The 23140-nt window shown below is 72.5% G+C and carries 21 protein-coding genes; 11 read left to right on the top strand and 10 right to left on the bottom strand.

Features of this window, described 5'->3' with window-relative positions:
* Positions 1 to 101: transposase (locus tag POF43_RS34895; RefSeq protein ID WP_372516060.1), on the bottom strand; the 101-nt coding region annotated here is incomplete at its 3' end.
* A 31-nt stretch (positions 102 to 132) separates the two neighbouring features.
* Between POF43_RS34895 and POF43_RS17805 the strand changes: the two genes are divergently transcribed.
* Positions 133 to 984, top strand: a complete 852-nt coding sequence (locus tag POF43_RS17805) for an amidohydrolase family protein (RefSeq protein ID WP_504993154.1) — start codon at positions 133 to 135, stop codon at positions 982 to 984.
* 150 nt (positions 985 to 1134) lie between these two features.
* Positions 1135 to 1626: a MarR family winged helix-turn-helix transcriptional regulator gene (locus tag POF43_RS17800; RefSeq protein WP_271323425.1), complete on the top strand. Its 492-nt coding sequence runs from the start codon at positions 1135 to 1137 to the stop codon at positions 1624 to 1626.
* A 270-nt stretch (positions 1627 to 1896) separates the two neighbouring features.
* On the opposite strand, the gene POF43_RS17795 is transcribed toward POF43_RS17800, so the two are convergent.
* Positions 1897 to 2862 carry an SAM-dependent methyltransferase gene (locus POF43_RS17795; RefSeq protein ID WP_271323426.1) on the bottom strand — a complete coding sequence of 322 codons (966 nt, stop codon included), beginning with the start codon at positions 2860 to 2862 and terminating at the stop codon, positions 1897 to 1899.
* 76 nt (positions 2863 to 2938) lie between these two features.
* Positions 2939 to 3571, bottom strand: coding sequence for an NAD(P)-dependent oxidoreductase (locus tag POF43_RS17790; protein WP_271323427.1), 633 nt, complete (start codon positions 3569 to 3571; stop codon positions 2939 to 2941).
* 322 nt (positions 3572 to 3893) lie between these two features.
* On the opposite strand from POF43_RS17790, the gene POF43_RS17785 reads away from it, so the two are divergent.
* The 4 genes from POF43_RS17785 (at position 3894) to POF43_RS17770 (ending at position 7874) form a co-directional block, all read left to right on the top strand.
* Positions 3894 to 4724 carry a hemerythrin domain-containing protein gene (locus POF43_RS17785; protein ID WP_271323428.1) on the top strand — a complete coding sequence of 277 codons (831 nt, stop codon included), beginning with the start codon at positions 3894 to 3896 and terminating at the stop codon, positions 4722 to 4724.
* A 150-nt stretch (positions 4725 to 4874) separates the two neighbouring features.
* Positions 4875 to 5804 (top strand): TIGR03564 family F420-dependent LLM class oxidoreductase, encoded by a 930-nt coding sequence (locus POF43_RS17780; RefSeq protein WP_271323429.1) that lies wholly within the window; start codon positions 4875 to 4877, stop codon positions 5802 to 5804.
* Positions 5805 to 5993: 189 nt separating this feature from the next.
* Complete coding sequence (locus POF43_RS17775) at positions 5994 to 6530, top strand: MarR family winged helix-turn-helix transcriptional regulator (RefSeq protein ID WP_282704644.1); 537 nt, start codon at positions 5994 to 5996, stop codon at positions 6528 to 6530.
* Between the two features lie 267 nt (positions 6531 to 6797).
* Positions 6798 to 7874: a protein kinase family protein gene (locus POF43_RS17770; RefSeq protein ID WP_271323437.1), complete on the top strand. Its 1077-nt coding sequence runs from the start codon at positions 6798 to 6800 to the stop codon at positions 7872 to 7874.
* Positions 7875 to 7958: 84 nt separating this feature from the next.
* Here POF43_RS17770 and POF43_RS17765 read toward each other — a convergent pair whose 3' ends face one another.
* A complete protein-coding gene (locus POF43_RS17765) occupies positions 7959 to 8840 on the bottom strand; it encodes an AraC family transcriptional regulator (protein ID WP_271323431.1) in 882 nt (293 codons plus the stop codon).
* A gap of 179 nt (positions 8841 to 9019) precedes the next feature.
* On the opposite strand from POF43_RS17765, the gene POF43_RS17760 reads away from it, so the two are divergent.
* The gene (locus POF43_RS17760) at positions 9020 to 10027 is read left to right on the top strand and encodes an aldo/keto reductase (protein ID WP_271323432.1); all 1008 of its coding nucleotides are present in this window, start codon (positions 9020 to 9022) and stop codon (positions 10025 to 10027) included.
* Between the two features lie 135 nt (positions 10028 to 10162).
* Here the strand turns inward: POF43_RS17760 and POF43_RS17755 are convergent, their stop codons facing one another.
* Positions 10163 to 10930 (bottom strand): hypothetical protein, encoded by a 768-nt coding sequence (locus POF43_RS17755; RefSeq protein WP_271323433.1) that lies wholly within the window; start codon positions 10928 to 10930, stop codon positions 10163 to 10165.
* A gap of 196 nt (positions 10931 to 11126) precedes the next feature.
* The gene (gene kilB / locus POF43_RS17750) at positions 11127 to 11465 is read right to left on the bottom strand and encodes a plasmid transfer protein KilB (RefSeq protein WP_504993150.1); all 339 of its coding nucleotides are present in this window, start codon (positions 11463 to 11465) and stop codon (positions 11127 to 11129) included.
* A gap of 435 nt (positions 11466 to 11900) precedes the next feature.
* On the opposite strand from kilB, the gene POF43_RS17745 reads away from it, so the two are divergent.
* Positions 11901 to 13415 (top strand): GDSL-type esterase/lipase family protein, encoded by a 1515-nt coding sequence (locus POF43_RS17745; protein ID WP_282704643.1) that lies wholly within the window; start codon positions 11901 to 11903, stop codon positions 13413 to 13415.
* A gap of 117 nt (positions 13416 to 13532) precedes the next feature.
* On the opposite strand, the gene POF43_RS17740 is transcribed toward POF43_RS17745, so the two are convergent.
* Complete coding sequence (locus POF43_RS17740) at positions 13533 to 13928, bottom strand: ArsR/SmtB family transcription factor (protein WP_271322007.1); 396 nt, start codon at positions 13926 to 13928, stop codon at positions 13533 to 13535.
* 95 nt (positions 13929 to 14023) lie between these two features.
* Here POF43_RS17740 and POF43_RS17735 point away from each other — a divergent pair, with 95 nt between their 5' ends.
* The gene (locus POF43_RS17735; protein WP_271322032.1) at positions 14024 to 15991 is read left to right on the top strand and encodes a heavy metal translocating P-type ATPase; all 1968 of its coding nucleotides are present in this window, start codon (positions 14024 to 14026) and stop codon (positions 15989 to 15991) included.
* A gap of 114 nt (positions 15992 to 16105) precedes the next feature.
* On the top strand, positions 16106 to 17137 hold the full coding sequence (locus POF43_RS17730) for a zinc-dependent alcohol dehydrogenase family protein (RefSeq protein WP_271322008.1): 1032 nt from the start codon (positions 16106 to 16108) through the stop codon (positions 17135 to 17137).
* Positions 17138 to 17296: 159 nt separating this feature from the next.
* Here the strand turns inward: POF43_RS17730 and POF43_RS17725 are convergent, their stop codons facing one another.
* Entirely contained in the window at positions 17297 to 18952 is a 1656-nt protein-coding gene (locus POF43_RS17725; RefSeq protein ID WP_271322009.1) for an amidohydrolase, read from the bottom strand.
* 550 nt (positions 18953 to 19502) lie between these two features.
* On the opposite strand from POF43_RS17725, the gene POF43_RS17720 reads away from it, so the two are divergent.
* The gene (locus tag POF43_RS17720) at positions 19503 to 20201 is read left to right on the top strand and encodes a TetR/AcrR family transcriptional regulator (protein ID WP_271322010.1); all 699 of its coding nucleotides are present in this window, start codon (positions 19503 to 19505) and stop codon (positions 20199 to 20201) included.
* 227 nt (positions 20202 to 20428) lie between these two features.
* Here POF43_RS17720 and POF43_RS17715 read toward each other — a convergent pair whose 3' ends face one another.
* Together POF43_RS17715 and POF43_RS17710 are read right to left on the bottom strand one after the other, a co-directional pair.
* Positions 20429 to 21664 carry a hypothetical protein gene (locus POF43_RS17715; RefSeq protein ID WP_271322011.1) on the bottom strand — a complete coding sequence of 412 codons (1236 nt, stop codon included), beginning with the start codon at positions 21662 to 21664 and terminating at the stop codon, positions 20429 to 20431.
* 47 nt (positions 21665 to 21711) lie between these two features.
* Entirely contained in the window at positions 21712 to 23121 is a 1410-nt protein-coding gene (locus tag POF43_RS17710; protein ID WP_271322012.1) for a hypothetical protein, read from the bottom strand.
* Positions 23122 to 23140 lie beyond the last annotated feature (19 nt).

The following is a 23140-nucleotide window of genomic DNA, read 5'->3' as shown; positions in this document are numbered from 1 at the left end:
TGACGGTGATCACGCCACGGACGACCACGCCCGTCCACCCTGGGCAGCAGGGGCTCTATCCGCTCCCACGCCGCGTCCGTCAACTCACCCCGACCAGCCACAAGATCAATTATCAGACAAGCTCTAGGGGAGATGGATGCCGCCGGTATCGATTTCTCCCTGCTGTCGCTGACCAGTCCTGGCGTCCAGGGGGTGGTCGACCCGCGTCAGGCGGTCACCCGGGCCCGGGTCGCGAACGACCAGCTGGCCGAGGTCGTGGCCGCCCACCCGACCCGCTTCGGCGCGTTCGCGGCCCTGCCATTGCAGGACCCGGCCGCAGCCGCGGCCGAGCTGGAGCGCTGTGTGACCCAACTCGGGTTCCACGGAGCGCTGGTCAACGGCTACAGCAACGTCGGTGACGCCGACACCGGCTGGTACTACGACCATGAGCGCTTCCTGCCCTTCTGGGAGCGTGTCGAGGCGCTCGGCGTGCCGGTCTACCTGCACCCTCGCGACCCGCTGGCAGGCAATCGGGGGATCTACGAGGGGCACCCGGAGCTGTTCGGCGCCGTGTGGACGTTCACGGTCGAGACCTCCACCCACGCATTGCGTTTGATGACCAGCGGCTTGTTCGACCGGTTCCCCGGGCTCACCGTCATCCTCGGCCATCTGGGCGAGACGCTGCCGTTCAACATCTGGCGGATCTCCCACCGCGCGGCCTTCATGGGCGACCTGATCACGTTCGAGAAGCCGTTGAGCTCCTACCTGCACGACAACTTCTACGTGACGACCAGCGGCAACTTCCACACCCAGACGCTCAACGCGACCCTGGCCGAGATCGGCGTCGACCGCGTGCTGTACTCCAGCGACTACCCGTACGAGTCCATGCGCGAAGCCTCCGACTGGTTCGACAACGCAGCCATCAGCGACAGCGACCGTCGACGGATCGGCTGCACCAACGCCCGGCGCCTCTTCCCCGGCCTCCCGGAAAGGATCGGCCCGTGATCGGGTCTTGAGTCCACCCGCGCCGCGCGCTCGACCTGAGACGCAGTCATGCCCGTTCTGCGCCGTGGGCAGGGCGCACCGTTCTCCCAAGTCGCCGCCTTCCATATTGAAGGTTGTTTCGATATGGAACGGTCCTGATAAAATGGCGGGGTGGACGCGCACAGCGACGGCGGGCCGGATTCGTCACCGGTGGTCGACTTCGGCCTGGCTCTCAAACGCGCACAGCACCTGCTGGGGCAGCGGATCGACCAGGCCCTGCGACCCCTGGATCTCAACCTGGGCCTGTGGGCGGTGCTGCGGGAGACGGCGACACATCCCGGCGCCTCCGCCTCCGAACTGGCCCGAGCCTCACGCCATACGCCGCAGACGCTCAGCGGGTTGCTGCGCCGGCTCGAGGACCGGGGGCTCATCGAACGCAGCGAGGCCCGCGGTCGCGTCGTGGACAACCGCCTGACGCCCGCGGGCCACGAGACGCTGACCGTGGTCACCCGGAACGTCGAGGACGTCATCACCACCGCGCTGGCAGGGTTCAGCCCGGAAGATCGCGCCGCCTTCGCACAACTCACCACCCGGTTCGCCGAGGCGCTCACGCACCACCACGAGCCCGGCACCCCGTCCGACCCCGGCCCGGGCGGGGCGTAACCGCCCTGCCGCACCCGAGGCGCCGCGCCCGGGAGCCGTGCTGCTCCCGCCTCGTCACGGTCCGGCTGATCAGCGTTGGACGCTGAAACGCGTCAAGACGCTGAACGGCTGGTTTTTCCCCGTGCCCGACACCGTCGAGGAATCCGGGTGGTGGTGCGGCGGCTCGCCGGGCGGGCGCGCGGCCCGCGAGCCGCCGGCTCGGCGTGGTGAGGACGAGCGGCGGGAACGCGGACGACCGCACCCGCTCCAGCGGGCCGCGCTGGGCGTCGGTCACCGCTCGTCCGCGTGGTGCGACGCGGACGCAGCGCGGTCCGGGCGGCGACCGGCCACGAGTACCGGACCGCCGGGTACCGTGGGAATCCGGCGCAGGTCCTGGAACCCCAGGTCGCCCAGCGCCCGGCTCATCCGGTGCGAGGTCAGCGCGCTGCCGCCGTTGCGCGCCGCGGTCCACTCGGCGACGGCCGCGAGCAGCGGCTCGCGCGGTGCCGCGTTGGTGCCGGCCACCAGCCATCCCCCGGCGGTGAGGGCGGCCGCCACGTGCGGGAGGCAGGCGTCCAACACGTCCTGGGAGAGGAACGGCGCGGGCAGCCAGACCAGGTCGTAGAGATCCCGTTCGCGCAGATCGACGGCGTCCTGATGCCGTACCTCGACGCGGTCGGCGGGTCCGGGGCCGGCCGTGTCCAGTTCCCGGCGGGCCAGCCGGACCGCCCGCTCCAGGTAGTCGATCCCGGTCACGTGGACGTGCGGCAGGTCCTGGGCCAGCGCGAGGGCGAGCGCCGCGGTCCCGGTGCCGATGTCCAGAACGCGGCTGCCCGGCAGGGCGAGCCGGTCGGCGAGTCCCGACAGGGCGGGCACGACGCGGGTGGCGAGCGCGTGCCCGGTGCCCGCGGAAGCGCGCCCCTGATCGACCAGTACGTCGTCGCCCTGCGCGTCCCACCCCGGCACCGCCTCACCGCCGGCGGCAGCGACCGCCTGCCGCATCGAACTGAGCCGGGCGGACGCCACATTGGCGGCGGCGGGACCGAGTTGCAGGACGGAGGCGGCTATCACCTTCTCCCCGTCCCGTCGCACCACGCCGGCCGCCTCCAGCACCGCGGTCCGCACGGGATCGGCCGCCAGAGCCTCCTCCAACGAGCCCGTCCCGGTCTCCCGCAAGGTCGCGACCACCGCGGCCAGCGCCCACACCTGACCTTCCAGTACGGCCACCGGATCGCTCTGCTCGACGTTGTCGTCCATGTCCCGCTCCTTGTTCGCTGCGCTCGGCGGTGCATCCCACCTGGCGCCGTCTTTACTGGATGCGAACGTCGGTGACCTATTTGCTGTCCATGACGACGGCGGTCCGGCGGATGAAGGTGCCCTCCACGGCGGAGCGGAGCAGGAAGTCGGCGGCGTTCGCGCGAGAGGTCGAGGGGAAGATCGGCGTCTTCGTGACGTCCTCGAGTACGGCCTCGGTACAGCGGCTGTCGCCTCGATTATTCAATGCTCCGGGGTATTCGAGGGTCCATTTCAGATCGCTGGCCCTCAAAAGCACTTCCGACGCGGCTTTGTCCGCGTACTTTTTCCGAAGCACGGTGCGGAACAGCGGGCCCGCAAGGAATGAGGCTTTGGCGAGAGAGTCGCCCACTCCGAACGCGGACAGAACGACGAAACGGTCAACGCCTGATGTCTTGGCGGACTCGACGACCGCACGGACGGTGTCGGTGATCAGCGTGGGGGTTTCGCTGATGCTTTTCACTCCAAGCGCGCTGATGATCGCGTCATGACCCCGGGCCGCCTTCGCGATCACGGTGGCGTCGGTGACGTCGCCGCTGACGATCCGAGCGCGTGGGTCGACGGTGGCCCCGGCGCTCCGCACGAGAGCGCTGATCTGGTGTCCCTGGTCGAGTGCCTTTTTGACCAGGAGAACGCCGGTACGACCGGTTGCTCCAAGGACAAGAAACCTCATGGCATTTCGCCTTCTCTGTGAATCCCGGATCGAACCTCGCCGGGCCGCCGCCACTGGCTGCGCACCACGTGGGGCGAGGATCTGATGCACCAATTTAGTCAACGGACCTGACTATGTCAAGGCAAGGCCAAAGCTGGCCGACGCCCGCCGATCCGGGCGATTCGGCGACGTGGAGCCCGGTACTGCCAGGCGTACCGCACTGCATTCTGCACGCACCGTCCACCCGGCGACGTCGCATCTGTTGACGTCGCCACGGTGTACAGTAGTAATGGTAACTGACTAGTGCGGCGGCTCAAGGGTCGGATGACACTGCCGTCGACGCTTGCGCAACGCCGCAGTGCGACCTGCCGGGGCGGCCCTGGAAACGGCCGCCGACGTCGATGCCGGGCCGGCCCGCGGCGAGCTGTTCACCGACCGCGACGACCTGGTCGAGCTCATCGGCCGGCCCGGCAGCCACCGTGCGCGAAGTCGTCCAGAACACAGCGACCACCGAGGAGTCACGATGAGCCCGTACACACCCCCTGTCGACACCCACGAAATGGTGCTGATCCACCGCGTCCTGCGGCGCGAGTTCGGTCAGCTTCCGCGGTTGTTCCGTGCCGCGGCCGGTGACCGCGCGCGATCCAAGGTCATCGGCGCCCACGCCCGGGAGATGCTGGACTTCCTCCACACGCACCACACCGGCGAGGACGAACTGCTCTTCCACCTGCTCCGCGAGCGAGCCGTGCTCGACCCGGAGCTGATGGACCGGATGGACACGCAGCACGCGCAGGTCGACGACGCCGTCACGGCCATCGACGCAGAGCTGCCGGCGTGGACGGCGAGCGCCGACCCCGCCGTCGGCGGGCGGATGGCGGCCGTCATCGACGCCATGATGCCGACACTCATCGACCACCTCGCCGAAGAGGAGCAGAAAATACTCCCGATCGCCTCCGTCACACTGACGCAAAGGGAATGGGACGCCCTCGGCAAACACGGCATGAGCGCGATCCCTCTCACCCGGCGGCTGATCATCCTCGGCCACATCACCGAGGAAACCGACGACGCGGAACGCCAGAGGTTCATGCGGATCCTGCCGACCCCGGCTCGCCTGGCCTACAAACTCATCGGCCACCGCCGGTTCACCCGCGAAACCACCACCATCCGCGGCTGATCCCACCCGCGATCCACCACGCCAGGAACGGCTGCGCGTGACGGTGTTATTCGCCGTCTCCGCGCAGGTCCGGCGTTCCGTCCCACCGGAACACCATCCATTCACTCATGCGAGAGAATTTCTCGCCGTGTCGGAGCAGGTGAAAACACCATGAGCACTGGTGTCGTTCTCTTCGCGCCCCCTGAGGCGCCCAACTACGTGGACGCGATCGTCGAACAGGCCCGCGAGGTGGCCGCAGCCGGACTGCGGTCGGCCTGGTTCGGCCAGCGATTCGATTACGACTCGCCGGGACTGGCCGCGATCGTCGGTCGTGAAGTGCCGCAGTTGCGTGTCGGCAGCTCGGCGATTCCGATCTTCGGCCGTCACCCGCTGCTTGTCTCCAGCCAGGCGCAAACCACCCAGGCCGCCACCCATGGGCGCTACGATCTGGGTCTCGCGCTCGGCGCGCCCGCGTTCATGGAGGCCACCTTCGGTCTGCCCTACGACCGTCCCATCGGCCTGCTGCGCGAATTCCTGACCGTGCTGCGCTCCCTCGTGGAGACCGGGTCCGCGGACTTCCACGGTGAACGCCTCAGCACGACCACGCTCATGTCCGCGAAGGTCCCCGGCGCCGAGCCGACCGTGCCCGTACTGGTCGCGGCCATGGGTCCGCAGGCTCTGCGCGTCACGGGCGAACTCGCCGACGGCACCATCCCCTACCTGGCCGGACCGAAGACGCTCGACGAGCACATCGTCCCCACGATCACCTCCGCCGCCCAGAAGGCAGGTCGGCCCGCGCCACGCGTGGTCACGTTGCTCCCCGTCGTGGTCACCTCGGATGTTGATCGCGTCCGGGAAAACGCCGAACGGCAACTCGCCATGTACGACCAACTGCCCTCCTATCACCGCGTCGTCGGCCTGGAAGGCAAGGACCGGGCGGCGGAACTGGCGGTGATCGGCGACGAGGAGACCGTCGCAGCCGCGATACGTCGCTACCGCGCCGCGGGAGCCACCGAGATCGTCGCGACCGAGACGGACCTGGGCGGTCCGGCGGACCAGCGTCGCACCTGGCGCCTGCTCGGCGAGCTGGCGAACGACTGAGCTTGACTCTGCTGATGCAGCGTCAACTCACCGTATTGACAGCGTCGTTGACGGGGGGTACGGCGGGTGCGGAACGCTGCGTGCGTCGCGCCGTGCACGCGCTGCCGCGATCGGGTGGGGGCGATGTGTGGCGGCGTCGAGGCAGGGTGCGGGGTTCGTGGGATCAGGTGGGTGATGAAGCCGAGCGGCATGGGCGATGATCGGCGGGTTGGTCCGGGAGTGGCGTTGTTCATGCCGTACCGGTACGCCGAGGGCCGGATGTTCCGCGCCCTGCGGGAGGCCGGGTTCGACGACTGGACGCTCGCCCAATGCCGGGTGTTCCAGCGCGTCGCGCCGGACGGTTCGCGTCTGACGGACCTGTGTGACCGGGCACAGATGACCAAGCAGAACGCCGGTGCGCTGGTCGACCAACTGGAGTGCCTGGGCTATGTCTGCCGGGTCCCCGACCCCAGGGACGGCCGTGCCCGGTTGATCGTGATCGAGGAACGCGGCCGGCGGGCGGTCGAGGTGGCCGCGGTCACGCTCGAGGAGATCCTCGCGGAGTGGGAGACCTACCTGGGCACCCGCAACTTCACGCTGCTGCACCAGATCCTGGAGCAGCTCCGCGAGATCACCGACCCCTGCACGCGGTGGATCCCGGGCGCCCCGAGCAGCCCACACCCGATTCCCGTTCGTCCCGGGAGCGCCGGGACCGGCAGGCACCGGCATGCTTCGACCCCGCCTTGACGTAGTCCCGGACCGGGGCGACGGCGTCCTGCCGGTGGAGGCGCTGGCCGGAGGGGGCGCGCTCCGCGATGAGCAGCCCCTGCTGCTCGTGGCGCACCTCGCGCACCGACCGGTGGCGCTGACAGCGGCATAAGGTTCCTGGACGTCCTCCGCCCGCTCCGGAGGGCGAGATCGCAGAGCCGGGCGTCGTTGCGCTCGGCGTGATCGCGCAGCCGTCGCCCAGTCGGGCTCGGCAGCCGGATGGAGGCCGCGGTGAAAGACCCTGAGATGTCGCGCGACGCACGTCTGACCGCCCATGGTGCCGTCTCCACGTCACTGGCCCTGTGCAGCGATCGCACGCTGGGCGAGCTGGTGGACACGGCCGTGCCGCTCGGGTCCGGCATCGGCGGCACGTCGGCCCTGCTGGAGGTTGCCGGCACCCCGGTCTTCGTGAAACGGGTGCCCCTCACCGACCTGGAGACGCAACCTCAGCACGTCCGCTCCACGGCGAATCTGTTCGAGCTGCCCGTCTTCTGCCAGTACGGCATCGGCGAGATCGGCGGGCCGGGCGGCGGGGCCTGGCGGGAACTCGCCGTGCACACCATGACGACGAACTGGGTGCTCGCGGCGGAATACGACGGCTTCCCCCTGATGTACCACTGGAGGGTGCTGCCCGACTCGACGCCCCTTCCGGGAGAACTCGCCGACGTCGAACGGGCTGTCGCCTACTGGGGCGGTGGCCCGCAGGTGCGCCGCCGGATCGAGGCCCGCCGGCAGTCCCCGGCGAGCGTCGCGCTGTTCCTGGAGTACATCCCGCAGAACCTGCACCAGTGGCTGAACAGCCGGGTCGGGGCCGGGGACGAGACCGCCGACCGGGCCTGCGCCATGGTGGAGAGGGAACTGGCAGCCGGCACCTCGTTCATGAACAGCCGCGGACTCCTGCACTTCGACGCGCACTTCGAGAACATCCTCACCGACGGCCGGCGCCTCTACTTCACCGACTACGGCCTCAGCCTCTCCTCCAGGTTCGAACTGTCGCAGGACGAGGCCGACTTCTTCGACCGGCATCAGGTATACGACCGCTGCTACACCACGACGTATCTGGTGAACTGGTTGGTCACCGCCCTGTACGGCCACCGGGTGGAGGACTGGGCGGGCCGCTACGAGCGGGTGCGCGCCTACGCGGACGGCGAACGCCCCACCGGAATCCCGGAGAAGACCGCGGCGATCATCGCCCGGCACGCGCCGGTCGCCGCGGTGGTGTCGGACTTCAACAGCAGGTTCCGGCGCCGGAGCAGGCAGACCTCGTATCCGCTGGAGGAGATCCGCCGGCTGGGCGGGATGGACGCCTCCGCCCTTCGCTGACGGAGATCCTGCCGACGGAGATCTCGCTGACGGACGTCCTGCGACATCCGGCCGCCACCGCGGCGAACCCGTGCGGTCGGAGCACTAGGCACCCGCGACGGTCGCCATCCGGTCGCGCAGCCGGGCCGCGTCCTGGCCGGGCGGGAGGCCGTACGCGCGCCGGTACTCGCGGTTGAACTGGGTCGCGCTCGTGTAGCCCACCGCCTCCGCGACCAGCGCCGCCGTGGTGTCGCCGGCGAGCAGGCGGCGCCGGGCCTCCTGCAACCGCAGTTGCTTCTGGAACCGCAGCGGACTCATGCCGGTGGCGGCCTTGAACCGGCGGTGCAGCGTGGCGGTGCTCATGTGGGCCGCGGCGGCGATCGCGTCGACGCTGAGCGGTTCGGTGTAGCGGGCGGAGATCCACGCGGCCGCCGAACGCACCCGGGCGGAGCCGGAGTCGGCCAGGGTGAACTGGCGCAGCGCCGGGCCCAGCGGGCTGCCGAGCAATCGGTAGAGGATCTCGCTCTCGACGCGGGCCGCCAGCGGACGGATGTCGTCCGGGGTGTCGAGCAGCCGGACCCACCGGGTGACCGCGTCGGTGATCTCCGGCGTCATCGGCGCGGTGAGCGGGCCGCCGGGGCCGGGGAGCGTGCGCGGATCGGCGTCGTCCAGCTCCAGCAGCAGGTCGGCGAGCGCACGGCCGTCGAGCCGCAGCACCGCTGAACGGTACGGCACCCGTTCGAACGTGGCGGTGACCGGGAGCACCAGCGAGTTGAGGAGCATCTCCCCGCGCCCGGTGACCCAGCTGCGGTCGCCCGCGATGGAACGCTTCGCGCCGTCGGCGATGAAGCAGATCATCGGCTCGTACAGCAGGTCGACCGGGCCGAGAAACTCGTCGAACGCGACCACCGTCAGCCGCGGCACCGCGCTGTCGGACCACAGGCCGTCCCGGTGCCGGGCGATCGCCGCCGCCAGCTCGTCCAGCATTCCGCGCTCCCATACGGAGAAGGCTCAGGCCCTTACTGACCTCTGTGGAGAAGGCTCAGGCCCTTACGGAGAAGGATCAGGCTCAGGTGAGAGCAGCAGACTCCTACTGAGAGGATCAGGCAATCCTACGCGGCCCTCGCCCCATGCCGTCGCGGCGATGTCCTCCTACCGTTGACGACATGACACAGCACGACAGGACCCTCCCGAAACGCACGCTCGGCACCCAGGGGCTGGAGGTGGGCGCCATCGGCCTCGGCACCATGGGCATGACCATGGCCTACGGCGCCGGCGACGAGCCCGGCGGCGTCGCGACCATCCGCCGGGCGTACGAACTGGGCGTCACGCTCTTCGACACCGCCGAGCTGTACGGCATGGGCACCGGCAGCAACGAGCAGTTGCTCGGCCGTGCCGTGCGGGACTTCCGCGACGACATCGTGATCGCCACCAAGTTCGGCTTCGACCTGAGCGACCCGCAGAACGTCGGCACCGCCCTGGACAGCCGGCCGGCCCACATCCGCGAGGTCACCGAGAACAGCCTGCGCCATCTGGGGACCGACCACGTCGACGTCCTCTACCAGCACCGCGTGGACCCGGACGTACCGATCGAGGACGTGGCCGGCGCGGTCGGCGAACTGATCGCCGAAGGCAAGGTGCGGTACTTCGGTCTCAGCGAGGCCGGTCCCGACATCATCCGCCGCGCGCACGCCGTCCAGCCGGTCTCCGTCCTGCAGACCGAGTACTCGGTGTTCGAACGCGCCGTGGAGAGCGAGGTGCTCCCGGTCGTGCGCGAGCTGGGCATCGGCTTCGTCCCGTACTCGCCCCTGGGCCGCGGATTCCTCACCGGCGCCGTGCGACCCGCCGCCGCCTACCCGGCCGACGACATGCGCAGCTGGGACGATCGCTGGCAGCCCGGCAACTACGAGAAGAACCTCGCCGCCATCCGCGACCTGACCGCCCTCGCGGACGCCAAGGGCGCCACCGTCACCCAGGTGGCCCTGGCGTGGCTGCTGGCCCAGGGCGACGACATCGTGCCCATCCCGGGCACCCGCAGCCCGGACCGCGTCGCGGAGAACGTCGCTGCCGCGCACGTCACGCTCACGCCGCAGGATCTGGCCGATATTCAGAAGATCCTGCCGCACGGCGCGGCCGGGTCCCGCTACCCGGAGGCGATGATGCCGTCCTGGTGACGTCCGGTGCGCGTTGCCCTTCTTCCGGACGGGCCGGGGCCGGAGCGGCGCGGCCCGGCCTCGTCCGGCGACATCCGGCACCCCGGCCTCGTTGACCCGGTGTCACGGATCACCGCGGCGGCCCGTTCCGCCGGCTCACCCCGCGGAGCCGGCCGCCGCGGTGACACCCAGGTACGAGACCTGGCCGGAGCGGTAGAGCAGGCTCTGCCAGCCCGCCGACAGCAACACGCCTGCGCAGAAGTCCAGTTGGCGCCGCTGCTCGTCGTACCGGCGGGCGGGTGAGTCGGCGGGGCCGGTCCACTCCACGCGTACCGTGCCTGCCTCGCCCGGGTGGACCCGGTAGCCGGTCCTGGTGCGCCGCCGGGAGGAATCGATGGCGGACGGCGGTACGCCCGCCGCCTGGAGGGCCAGGGCCACGGCGCGGACCATCCGGTCCGGGCTCCGGGTCTCCCAGGGCGCCGGGCCGGCGGTGCCCAGGATGCGGCGCTGTTCGAGGAGCGCCCGCCATGCCTGCTCCACCTCGGCCCGTTCAGCCCCCGGGTCCGTCGGGCCGGTGATCCCCGTCGCCTCCGCTCCCGGGTGGGCGGTCCCCGCCGCGGGGGGCGCCAGGGGTACGGCGACCTCGTCTCCGGTCGCCGGCGCGAACGGTCCGGACCGGTCCTGCGCCGGCGCTGACCGCTGCCGCGGCGCGACGCCGAGTCCGGCGCCGACCGCGCGTCCGGTGGCGGTCAGGTAGACCGCGCCGAGCCGGCCCGCGCGCTGAGCGCACCGGTGGCGGATCAGCCCGGCGACGGCCGCGTCCGGCGCGTTCGCCGGCAACCGGCCGGTGGCCGGGTCGGCGGCGGCGATCAGTGAACGTTGCTGACGGCTCAGCCGGCTCGCCAACTCCTCGGGCTCGGTCATCGCTCCCCCTTCGGGTTCACCGGCGATCGGGCGCGGCGGCGGTCGGCACACTGACGTACACCCACGGTGGGAAGCGGACGTACACCTACGGATGGAACCGGACGTATACGTACGCAGGAAACCGGACGTACACCTGCGGAGGGAATCGTACGTATACGTACGCAGGAGAACAGTGTCGTCGTCGGCCCCGTAACCGTCAGGCGAGCGTGAGGGAACGGGCGGCGACGACGAAGGCGTCGTGCGCGGTGCGGGCGGCGCGGGCGCGGCGGTCCATGTCCTCCTGGTCGGCGGCTTGGTGCAGGGCGACGGTCACGTCGGCGGCGCGGGAGGCGTGGTCGAGGACGTTCTGGTCACCGGTGCACAACTGGAGGGCGACCAGGGCCTCGGTGACGTCCGTGCGGGCCTCCAGGGCGACGCGTGCGGCCGCGGTCCGTTCCTCCTCCGGCGCCCGGGTGGCGCGCAGGGTGTGACAGTGCAACTGGTGCCGTCGCAGTGTCGTCAACGTAGCGAGGAACGCACCGCACACGGCCCGCATCTCCCGGCGGATCTCCTGGTCGCGTACCGCGTCGTCACGGCGGCGAGTGCTGCGCTCCTGGAGGAGGTAGGTGAACCCGCCGCCCAGCAGAGTACCGACGACGGCGATGACACTCGCTCACAACTCGTCCATGTGGGGCCTCCGTTGAGCGTGATCGGTACGGTGTCGCACCCGACAGGCTGCCATATCCGACGCGAGCGGCCGACCGGGTGTCCCGGCGGGACGGTGCCCGTAACCGGCTCCCGCCGACGACCGTTGGCCGGAGGGGAGTGCGGGTCCGCGCCCCCGTCGCCGCGTTTCCGTCCCGGCCCGCCGGGACGCGAGCGTGGCTCCTCCCATCGTGCGGACGCGGGTCCGGTGACGGTGGTGACCGGCCCGACGGCGGGTAGGTGCGCCGGACGGCCGGTTCGGTGATCGTCGTGGAGGTGTCGACAGGTGAGCGGTTCGCAGCATTCCGGTACGCGGAGGGTATGGATCCGCCGGGGGCGGACGACGGCCCTGGTCGTCCTGCTGCTGGTGGCGGTCGGCGCGGTGTCGATCTGGCTGGCGGTGCGGATCACGCCGACCCAGTCGGTCGCCGCGGCCGGGCAGGACATCCAGGTGGGTGCCGTGCAGCCGACGCTCAGCCTCTCCGGGCACGGTGAACTCGACCTGTTCGGCGAGGCGATCCCGACCAGGCCGCGGTTCCCCGGCCCGATCCGCCCCCGGCTGCGGCTCGCCCACATCAGCATCGACTCGCAGGTGAACGAGATCGCCCGCTCCAGCGGTCACGACACGCTGGAGGTGGCCCTGAGCAGGCAGCTCGCGGCGGGCTGGACCCGTTACTGCGCCTGGGAGATCCTGATCGCCGCCGGATGCGCCGCCGTCATCCTGGTCGCCGTCACCGGGCTGGGCCGCACCAGGCCGCGCGGCATGCTCGCCCTGGTGGCGGCGGGCGTGGTGACGGTGGTCGCGGTGAACGCGGTGGGTGTCTACCTGCTGGCCTCCGGGACGCCCGACGCGCTCAAGCACGTGCACACGCTCGACGACCTGGTGGGCAGGACCCCGACGCAGCCGGTGCGGGCGGCGAGGGGGCCGGCGCTTCCCGACGTGAACGTGGTGGTGCTCGGCGACTCCACCGCCGCGGGCCTCGGCAACCCGCTCGTCGCCCACCCGACGGCGCTGGACCGGGTGTGCGGGCGCAGTTCCGACGCCTACGCGGCCGACCTCGCCTCCGTCAACCACTGGAACGTGCTGAACCTCGCCTGCCAGGGGGCCACCGTCCGCGACGGCGTCCTCGGCGTCCAGATCCGGGGCGACCAGGTCGTACCGCCCCAACTGGCGGTCGCGCTGCGCGCCACCAAGGTCTCCACCGTCGTGGTGAGCATCGGCGCGAACGACATGAACTGGGCGGTCCTGACCGGCCTGTGCGCCGCCTCCCCGGTCTGCGACGACAAGGCGTCCACCGCCTACTTCACCAAGCAGCTCGACGCCTTCAACGAGAACTACCTCGACCTGCTGCACCAATTGGCGACCCTGCCGCACCATCCGGCCGTGCTGATCAACGACTACTACGACCCCTTCGGTCCGGACACCCGCTGCCTGGCGAAGGAGGGCATCACCGCGACCAAGGCCGCCGTGCTCGGCTCGCGCCTGGACGACCTCAACTCGGTGCTCGACGAGGGAGCGCGGACCTTCCACTTCCGCACCGCAGAGCCCAGCTTCGACGGGCACCGCCTGTGCAGCGATCAGCCGTACGTCCAGAACACCGCCGGCCAGGCACCCCTGCACCCGACCGCCGCGGGAGAACTCGCCATCGCCCTCGCCGACGAACAGGCCCTGACCGCCCCGGGCCCGCAGGACCGGCCCGCGGCGAGCCCGTCACCTTCCACCTCGACCCGTTCCACGGCCCCCGCCCCTTCCACAGCCCCGGCCCCTTCCGCGTCCTCGGCCCGTTCTGCCGTCCGGTGAGGTGACGCGGGAGCGGAACCGCCCCGGCGCCGCCCCCGTCGGGCCGGGGTACGCCTTGCCCGCAGCGGGGTCTCGGGCCGGGGTACGTACCGCCCGTGCCGGCGCCGCGGGCTGACGTCAGGCCGGCGGCGGGGCATCCGGTTGCGTCCCGGCGTCGGTGATGCCCAGGCGCAGGTGTTCCACGTGGTGGAGGGCCTGGTCGAGGAGTTCGGCGACGTGGTTGTCGTGCAGGGCGTAGATGATCGAGCGGCCCTGGCGGGTGCCGGTGACCAGGCCGAGGGTGCGCAGGACGCGCAGTTGGTGGGAGCAGGCGGACTGCTGCATGCCGACTTCACCGGCGAGTTCGGTGGCCGCGCACGGGCCGTCGCGCAGCCGGGCGAGGATCAGCAGCCGCGACGGGGTGGCCAGGGCCTGGAGGGTTTCGGCGACCTTGGGCGCGTTCTGGGCGGTCAGCCTGGTTCGCGGGCTTCCGTTGCCGGTGCCCTCGTCCGGGGTGATCGCTCCGTGGCCCATGCCGTCATTCTATGGAGATGAACACATGAATGGCTGTTCATGTGTTCCTGTATCGTGGGCCGCCCGAGGACCGCATCGCCGAAGGGCCCGCCGCCATGACGTCCACGCTCCTGCCGTCCGCCCCGCCGGAGGCCCGCGCGCAGCGCGGTGCGGCGGGCCGGCGCACCCGGGTCCTGGCACTGGCGGAGGCCCGCTGGGCGCTGGCCGCGCTCGTGCTGTTCCTGGTCGCGCTGCCGCTCGATCTGCTCGGCGCGCCGGCCTGGGCGTGGGGCCCGCTGTTCGCCCTGGCCTACGCCGCCGGCGGTTGGGAGCCCGGCTGGGAGGGGCTGAGGGCCCTGCGGGAACGGACCTTGGACGTCGACCTGCTGATGGTCGTCGCCGCGCTGGGCGCCGCCGCGATCGGGCAGGTCCTCGACGGTGCCCTGCTGATCGTCATCTTCGCCACCTCCGGCGCGCTGGAGGCGGTCGCGACCGCCCGGACCGCCGACTCCGTGCGCGGCCTGCTGGACCTCGCCCCCGTCACCGCGACCCGGCTGCCCGCCGACGGGGGCGAGGAGAGCGTCCCCGCCGCCTCCCTCGCGGTCGGTGACGTGATCCTGGTGCGGCCGGGCGAGCGGGTCGGCGCCGACGGCCAGGTCCTGGACGGGGCCGGCGACGTCGACCAGGCCGGTATCACCGGCGAACCGCTGCCCGCCGCCAAACGGCCCGGCGACGAGGTGTTCGCCGGCACCGTCAACGGCACCGGCGCCCTGACCGTCCAGGTCACGCGCGACCCGGCGGACTCGGTGATCGCCAGGATCGTGCGCATGGTCGAGGAGGCCTCCGGGACCAAGGCGCCGACCCAGCTGTTCATCGAGAAGGTCGAACAGCGGTACTCGATCGGCATGGTGATCGCCACGCTCGCGGTCTTCGCGGTCCCGCTCGCGCTCGGCGCCGCGCTCCAGGCGTCACTGCTGCGCGCGATGACCTTCATGATCGTCGCCTCGCCGTGCGCCGTGGTGCTGTCGACCATGCCCCCGCTGCTGTCGGCGATCGCCAACGCCGGCCGCCACGGCGTCCTGGTCAAGTCCGCCGTCGTCATGGAACGCCTCGGTCAGATCGACGCCGTGGCCCTGGACAAGACCGGCACCCTCACCGAAGGCACCCCGCGCGTCACCGACATCCGTCCGCTGGCCGGCTCCGGGCTCGACGCGACCGCCCTGCTGACCCTCGCCGCCGCGGCCGAACACGCCAGCGAGCACCCGCTGGGCCGCGCCGTGCTGGCCGCCGCCCGCGAACGCGGCCTGACCCTTCCCCCGGCCGACGCGTTCACCTCCTCCCCCGGCCACGGCGTGACCGCCACGGTCGACGGCCGGGTCGTCCGACTCGGCTCGCCCGAGCGGCTCTTCGGCGCCGACGACGAACAGGCCCGCGCTGTCGTGCGGCACGTCGAGGACTGCGGGCGCACCGCGGTCCTCCTCCTGTGCGACGGCACACCGGCCGGCGTGCTCGGCGTCGCCGACCGATCGCGCCACGACGCCGCCGCCACCGTGGCCGCGCTGACCGCGCTGACCGGCCGGCCCCCGGTCCTGCTGACCGGTGACAACGAACGCGCCGCCCGGCACCTGGCCGCCGAGGCCGGTATCACCGAGGTCCGCGCGGGTCTGCTGCCGCAGGACAAGGTGGCCGCGGTGCGGCAGTGGACGGAGCAGGGCCGCCGGGTCCTGGTCGTCGGTGACGGCGTCAACGACGCGCCCGCGCTGGCCGCCGCACACACCGGCATCGCCATGGGCAAGGCCGGTTCCGACCTCGCCCTGGAGACCGCCGACGCCGTCGTCGTCCGCGACGAGCTGGCCGCCATCCCCGCCGCCGTCGGCCTGTCCCGCGCGGCCCGGCGTCTGGTCGTCCAGAACCTCGTTGTCGCCGGCCTCTTCATCACCGCGCTGGTCGCCTGGGACCTGATCGGCACCCTGCCGCTGCCACTCGGCGTCGCCGGCCACGAGGGCTCCACCGTCCTCGTCGGCCTCAACGGTCTGCGGCTGCTGCGCGACAGCGCGTGGAAACGCGCCTCCGGCGCCGGGTAGGGCGGTTCCTGCGGCGCCGGTCGAGAGCGCCGGCCCCGGCCGCACCCGACCCCCGTCCCCCATCCGCGCGCCGACCGCTGGCGAGGTACCCGACGGCGTCGCACGCTGGGAGTCATGACGGTGAACATCCGGGCCGGCGAGGTTCCGCACGGATGGGTGGTCGAGCGCCCGGGACCGATGGCGACCGGGCCGCTGGCGTGGGTCGCGCGGCCCGGAGCACCGCTCGGGCCCGGTGAGGTGCTGGTGCGGGTCGAGGCGTGCGGCGTGTGCCGGACGGACCTGCACCTGGCCGAGGGCGACCTGCCACCCCGACGGCGGGGCACCGTGCCGGGACACGAGATCGTGGGCCGGGTGGTCGACGCCGGGCCCGGGGCGAACCGGTTCACGCCGGGGCAGCGCGTCGGCGGTGCGTGGCTGCGCGGGACCTGCGGCCGGTGCCGGTACTGCCGGTCCGGGCGGGAGAACCTGTGCCCGCACTCGGTCTACACCGGCTGGGACGCCGACGGCGGGTACGCGGACGTGGCCGTGCTGCCGCAGGCGTTCGCCTATCCGCTGCCGGAGACCGCCGACCCGGCCCACCTGGCGCCCCTGCTGTGCGCCGGCATCATCGGCCACCGGGCGCTGCGCCGCAGTGCGCTGCCCCACGGCGGCCGGCTCGGACTGTACGGGTTCGGCGCCTCCGCGCACCTGGCCCTTCAGGTCGCCGTCGCCGAGGGAGCCACGGTGCACGTGCTCACCCGGTCCGCACAGGCCCGTGCGCTGGCTCTCGACCTCGGTGCGGCGTCGGCGGGCGGGGCGTTCGACCGGCCGCCGGAAGCGTTGGACTCCGCGATCCTGTTCGCCCCGGTCGGCGACCTCGTACCGCCGGCCATGGAGGCGCTGGACCGGGGCGGCACGCTGGCGGTGGCGGGCATCCACCTCAGCGACGTCCCCTCCCTCGACTACGCCCGCCACCTGTTCCAGGAGCGCGACCTGCGCAGCGTCACGTCGAACACCCGCGAGGACGGCGCGGCGTTCCTCGGCCTCGCCGAGCGCTACGGCATCCGCGCCACCGTCACCCGTTACGCGCTCCGGGACGCCGACCGGGCGCTCGCCGACCTGGCCGCCGACCGGGTGAACGGCGCCGCGGTACTGCTCCCACGGTGAACGCCCCGCACCGGATCGCACCGCACCTCACCTCACCTCACCTCACCGCCCCGCACTGCACCGCACCGCACCGCACCGCACCAGGGGACGCCCGCCCTTGAGGACGTACCGTTCACGCGCCGGAACGTCGAACCCCCGGGGCAGGCGTACGCGGGGGCGTCAGGCGTCCGGGGCGGCGTATACGCGGTGGCCGGCCACGAAGGTCTGCAGGACCCGGGCGGCCCCGATCTCCTCGGCGGGGCCGGCGAAGAAGTCCCGGTCGAGGACCACCAGGTCGGCGAGGTTGCCGGGAACGATGGAACCGGTGTCGTCGAGGTGATTGGCGTAGGCGCTGCCCGCGGTGTACGCGGCGACGGCCGGGCCGAGGTCGAGTCGCTGCCGGGGAAGGAAGACCGGGGTGCCGTCGTCCGCCCCGAACTGCCGCCGGTTGACGGCCACATGCAGCGCCTGCACCGGGTCCGGGGTGCTGACCGGCCAGTCGCTGCCGGCGGCCAGGGTGGCGCCGGAACGCAGCAGGTCGCCGAAGGGGTACTGGTGCTCGGCGGCGCCCTCGGCCAGGTAGGGGATGGTCAGTTCGTCCATCTGCGGTTCGTGACAGGCCCACAGCGCCTGGATGTTGGCGATCGCGCCGAGCCGGGCGAAGCGGGGGACGTCGGCGGGGTCGACCACCTGGAGGTGGGCCAGCTGCGGGCGGGTGTCGCGCCGGCCGTTGGCCGCCCGTGCCGCTTCCACCGCGTCGAGCGCCTCACGGACCGCGCGGTCGCCGAGCGCGTGGAAGTGCACCTGGAAGCCGGCCGCGTCCAGAGCGCTCACGTGCTGCTTGAGGTCCTCGGCGGGCACGAAGCTGATGCCGCTGTTGCCGGTGGCGCAACCGCACGCGTCGCGGTAGGGGCGCAGCATGGCAGCGGTGCCGTTCTCGGCGACGCCGTCCTGCATGATCTTGACGGTGGTGAACCGGAGGTTGTCGCGTGCGTTGTCCGCGCGGCGGGCGAGCAGTCCGGGGATCTGCTCGGCGCCGCGGGTCCGGTCCCACCACAGCGCGCCGACGACCCGGGCGGTCAGCAGGCCGCTGTCGGCGGCGCGCAGGTACGCCGCGGTGGGGTCGGCGATGCCGGCGTGGTCGCCGACGAGGGCGTCCTGCCAGGCGGTGACGCCGAACGCGTGCAGCAGGTCCTGGGCGCGCAGCAGTCCGGCGACCTGGTCCTCGACGGTCACCGGCGGCATCCGCACGGCCACGAGCGTCATCGCGCCCTCCTGGAGCATGCCGGTGGGCACCCCGTCCCGGTCGCGTTCGATGCGGCCGTCGACCGGGTCGGGGGTGCGGGCGTCGATCCCGGCGATCCGCAGGGCGCGGGAGTTGACCCAGACGCCGTGGTGGTCGCGGTTGACCAGGTGGACGGGCCGGTCGGGGACGATGTCGTCGAGGAGGTCGCGGGTGGGCAGGCCGCCGGGGAACGCCTCCATGGACCAGCCGCCGCCGGTGATCCACCGCGCCTCGGGGTGCGCGCGGGCGTAGGCGGCGATGGTCTCGCGGTAGCCGGCCGGTGTCTGCGCGCAGCCCGTGAGGTCGCAGGCGCCCAGTTCGACTCCGGCGCCCACCGGGTGGACGTGGGCGTCCTGGAAACCGGGCAGCAGCAGCCGGCCGGTGAGGTCGACCACCTCGGTGCCGGGGCCGATCAGGTCGCGTACCTCGTCGTGGCCGACGGCGGTGATCCGGCCGTCGGTGACGGCGACCGAGGTGGCCCGGCCGCGTGCGGGGGCGACGGTGTGGACCGGGCCCGAGGTGAGGACCAGGTCGGCTGCGGGACGGGACATCGGAGGGCACTCCTCATCGGTGGGCGGCTGGTGCGGCATCGGTGGGCGGCCGGTGCGGCGCCGGTACGCGGTCGTTCCGGCGCGCGCAGGGAACGGAAGTCAGCGGGTGGTGCTCCGGCGCGCGGTGAGGTCGATGGACCCGCCACCGGTACCGCCCTCGCGGGTGCGGTCGGCACACCCGGGCCGGTGACGCCGCCGTTGGTCGCGGCACCAGCACCGCAGGAGGCGGCCGTGGCCGGGCCAAGGGCGCCAGCGCTGCCACCGTCGGGACGGTCGCGCGGGCGGCGCGGGTGCTGGCGGCATCGGTACTCCTGGTGGCTGGGCGGGACCGGGAGCCCGCCGGAACGGGTGGCCGGGAGGGCCCCCGCAAACCGCGCCGAACCGGACACCGCCAGCGATCTCGACGACGACAGTTTCGGCCGGCGATGCCCATGCAAGCCGCGCCCCGACAGGTAGGTCAACCCTGTTGACATAAGGGCGGACGTGGCCCAGCCTGCTCGTGCGGCGACAGGACACCGCTGACGCGCGAACGGACCTCGGGGAGGACACCGTGGCCGGGGCGAACCGGGTGCCCGCCGAGCGGCGGCGGCGCAGACCCACCCGTGGCGGCGTGCTGCTGTCGGCCGACCTGATCATCGACACCGCCGTGCGGCTGAGCCACGAGCACGGTCCCGAGGGGCTGAGCGTGCGGCGGCTGGGGGCGGCGCTGAGCTGCGATCCGAGTGCCGTCTACCGCTACTTCCACAGCACCGACGACCTGCACCTGGCCATCGCCGACCGGCTGATCGGTGAGGCGATGCGCGGCTTCACCCCGGACGACGACTGGACGGCGGCGCTGCGCGGGATGGCGTTGCGCATCCGTGCCGTCCTGCTCGCGCACCCGCGGCTCGCGGTGCTGGCGGCGTCCCGGGTGACCCGGCGTGAGAACGAGTTCCGTGCCGTGGAGACCGGCATCGCCATCCTGCTCCGGGCGGGTTTCGGCGCGGCCGGGGCCGTTCGCGCCTACCACCTGTTCATCGACACGGTCCTGGGCCACGCGGCCCTGGAGGCGGCGGCGCTCGCCCTGCCGGACGCGCGGCGCGAGGCCGACGAGCGGGCGTGGACCGACGCCTACCAGTCGTGCCCGGACGACACCCACCCCGCCCTGGCCGCCGTGCGCCACGAACTGCACCGGATGGGCGGCAGCGCCTTCGAGGCGGCGCTCGACGTCCTGCTCACGGGCTTGCGCCAGGTCCACGCTTCCGGGTGACCCGGCGCACGCCCGTCGCGAGCCCGCCTTCCCCCCGGTCCGACCCCGATCCGCCGGTAATGACCCGATACACCGGTCCGGTCCCGGTCCGCCGGTCCGGTCCCCCGGTCCGCCGGCCGCCGGCCGCAGGCAGCAGTCCGGGCGTCGGACCTCGCGCCGTCCCGCAGCGCCGCCTCAACCACCCCTCTCGCAGTGCTTATTGACATGGCGTCAGCTCACGTACGCGCTCAACCGGTGTACAGCGAACGGGACTCCATGAACCGCAGGGCGTCGTAGTCGCGTTCGACCTCGTGCGGGTCCTGGGCCGCGAGGTAGACGTAGCCGGGTGAGCTGAGCAGGTCGGTGGTCACCGGCAGCCGCTGGCCGGGGCGGACACCGTGGCTGAGGGCGACCAGGGTGGGCAGCCGCTGGAGCCGGTCGGCCCAGTCGAGCGAACGCACCGTCCCCGCCTCGGAGTTGATGAGCGCCACGTTGCGCAGCTCACCCGGCCGCACGGCGGCGGTGTCGTCGAAGCGGCGCAGGGCGTCCGGTTCGACCAGGGTGTCGGCGAGCAGGCTGGTCTGGGACGTGCCGCAGTACTTCTCGATCACCCAGGGCAGCGTGCCGCCGCCGAGCCGGGCGCCGCTCTCGATGAGCACCGGCCCCCGGGCGGTCGCCATCACCTCGGTGTGGGCGGCGCCGCAGGCCACCCCGAGGGCGTCCAGGACGGCGGGGACGAACGCCCTGACGGAGGCCGCCTGCGCCGCGTCCGGTGCGACGGGCTGCTCGTAGTCGTAGACGGGGTGGCCGCCCGCGCCGGAGCGCTTGGTGTAGCGCCACAGTTCGGCGATCCGGTGGACGCCGTCGTGGGAGACGGAGTTGGCGTAGTACTCCACCCCGTGCAGGCGTTCTTGCACCAGCGCGGCGCGGTTGGGTTCGCCGTAGAGGTTCCGGGAGCCCAGCACCCGCGCGCACGCCTCGCGCACCTCGTCGGCCGTGCGGCAGAAGCGCACGTTGTCGCTGCCCGCGCTGCTCGGCGGTTTGACGACCGCCTCGGCCAGTCCGCCGGCGGCGAACCAGGTCGCGGCCCGGTCGGCGTCCGCGAACTCGGCGGTGAGCGGGGTGGCGAGCCCGGCCGCGGCCACCGCACGGCCCATCGCCGCCTTGTCGCGCCGGGCGCCGACCGTCTCGTAGCGGTTGCCGGGCAGTGCCATCAGGTGGGTGAGCGTGTCAGTGAGGACCACCCCCGACTCGGTGCCGGCCACCACCCGGGTCACCCCCAGCGAGGCCAGCCGCGCGGCGAGGGCCGCCGGGCCGGCGGTGGCGTCCAGGCACGCGTCGTACCACGCGGGGTCGAACCCCCGGGTGAAGTACTCCGACATCCGGGGGGAGCTGCTGATGTGGACGCACGGTATTCCGCGCCGCCGGACGGCCTCGACGAGGGCCCGTCCGGTCGAGTGACCGTCGACGAGGGCGATCTTCATGTGCTGCGGCACTCCTGTGTCGATCCGCTGGGTCGGTACGGGCCCGTTCAGACCGCTGGTGTCGACTCGTGGAAGCAGCAGCCGACCCGTGCTCCGCCGGACATGCTGACCACGCCGACCTGCGGGTCGGTGCTGCCGCGGACGATGCAGCCGCCGTAGCCGTCGCCGCCGGTGACGGAGGAGTCGGTGAGGAAGACCCCCCAGTTGAGGTACAGCTCCTGGGAGCCGTCGCCGTGCTGCGCGGGGAAGGACTCCGGGACCGGCCGGACGCGCCGCTGGAGTACGTACGGGCCGTCCACCGCCTCGGCGAGCCGGGCCTGCCACTCCTCGGCCGGCACGGTCCAGCCGGGGACGATGCCGCTGCCGCCGTGCAGGAGCGTCGGCTTGAGGATCAGGTCGTGCTGGTGGGCGAGGGCGTACGGTACGAGTTCCGCCTCGGTGCCGTCGCCGAGGGCCAGCGTGCGGCGGACCGGCCGGGTCCAGGGCAGGAAGCGGTCCAGGCAGGCGTGCTCGTCGGCGGTGAAGGCGGACCGGTTGCGGTCGTCGGAGAGCATGCCCAACGCACCCTTGTTGCCGTACAGTTCCGCGTCCAGCCGACTGAAGAGCCCGACGGTGCCGCGTTCGACGGCGCGCAGGATCGGCTCGACCAGGGCGACGTCGTCGTCGGTGACGATCTCCTCGACGAGGAAGAAGCGGAAGACCACGTCGATCGTGCGGCCGTCGATCTCCAGGCGGTCGCCGCGTTCGCGGATCTGCCCGACGTGGCAGGGGACGGCGTCGATGCCCAGGCCGTCCAGCAGCCGGGCCATGACGCCCAGCCGCGGCGCGTAGCTGACGAAGCTCTGCGGCCAGTCGGCGAGGGCGACGACCGGGCGGCCGCTGTCGGGCAGGTGGGCCGAGCACTCGGCGCGCAGCGTGTCGGCGATCGCGCGCAGCGTGTCGAGGTAGCCGAGGCCGTGCTTGTCGACGAACTCGGCGAGCGCGGGGTGCCGCAGCATCAGGCGGTTGATGTCGGCGTTCTCGAAACCGCCCAGGGCGCTGGTGATGTTGAGTTCCAGCAGCTTGAAGCCGTCCGCGTCCCGGTACAGGTCGGAGCGGGCGAGCGGCAGCAGCGGGTCGGCGGTGCCGGCCGCCCGGCGTACGACGGAGGTCTGGCAGGCGTTCATCCCCACCCCGGCGGCGAAGGCGCCCAGGTCGCCGCCGAACAGCCGGTCGGGCAGTTCGGTCAGCAGCCGGTGCAGGGTCGTCAGGTCGGCCGCCATCGAGGCGCGTTCCGCCGCGGTGACGAAGACCGGGCCGGGCAGGAACCGGCCGCCGTAGCCGACCGCCAGCAGTTCGGAGGCGGCCGCGTGCTCGGTCAGCTCGCGCGGGTCGGCGCCGCGGCGCGCGAGGTGGTCGAGGTACTCCGCTCCCAGCCCCGACCGGGGCAGGCGGCTGGACGGCGAGGACTGGTTCATGGCGGGGTTCCGATTCCTT

The organism is Streptantibioticus silvisoli, assembly GCF_027947535.2.
In the GTDB taxonomy this organism is placed as follows: Bacteria; Actinomycetota; Actinomycetes; order Streptomycetales; family Streptomycetaceae; genus Streptantibioticus_C; species Streptantibioticus_C silvisoli.
This window is presented reverse-complemented; position numbering and strand designations above follow the sequence as displayed.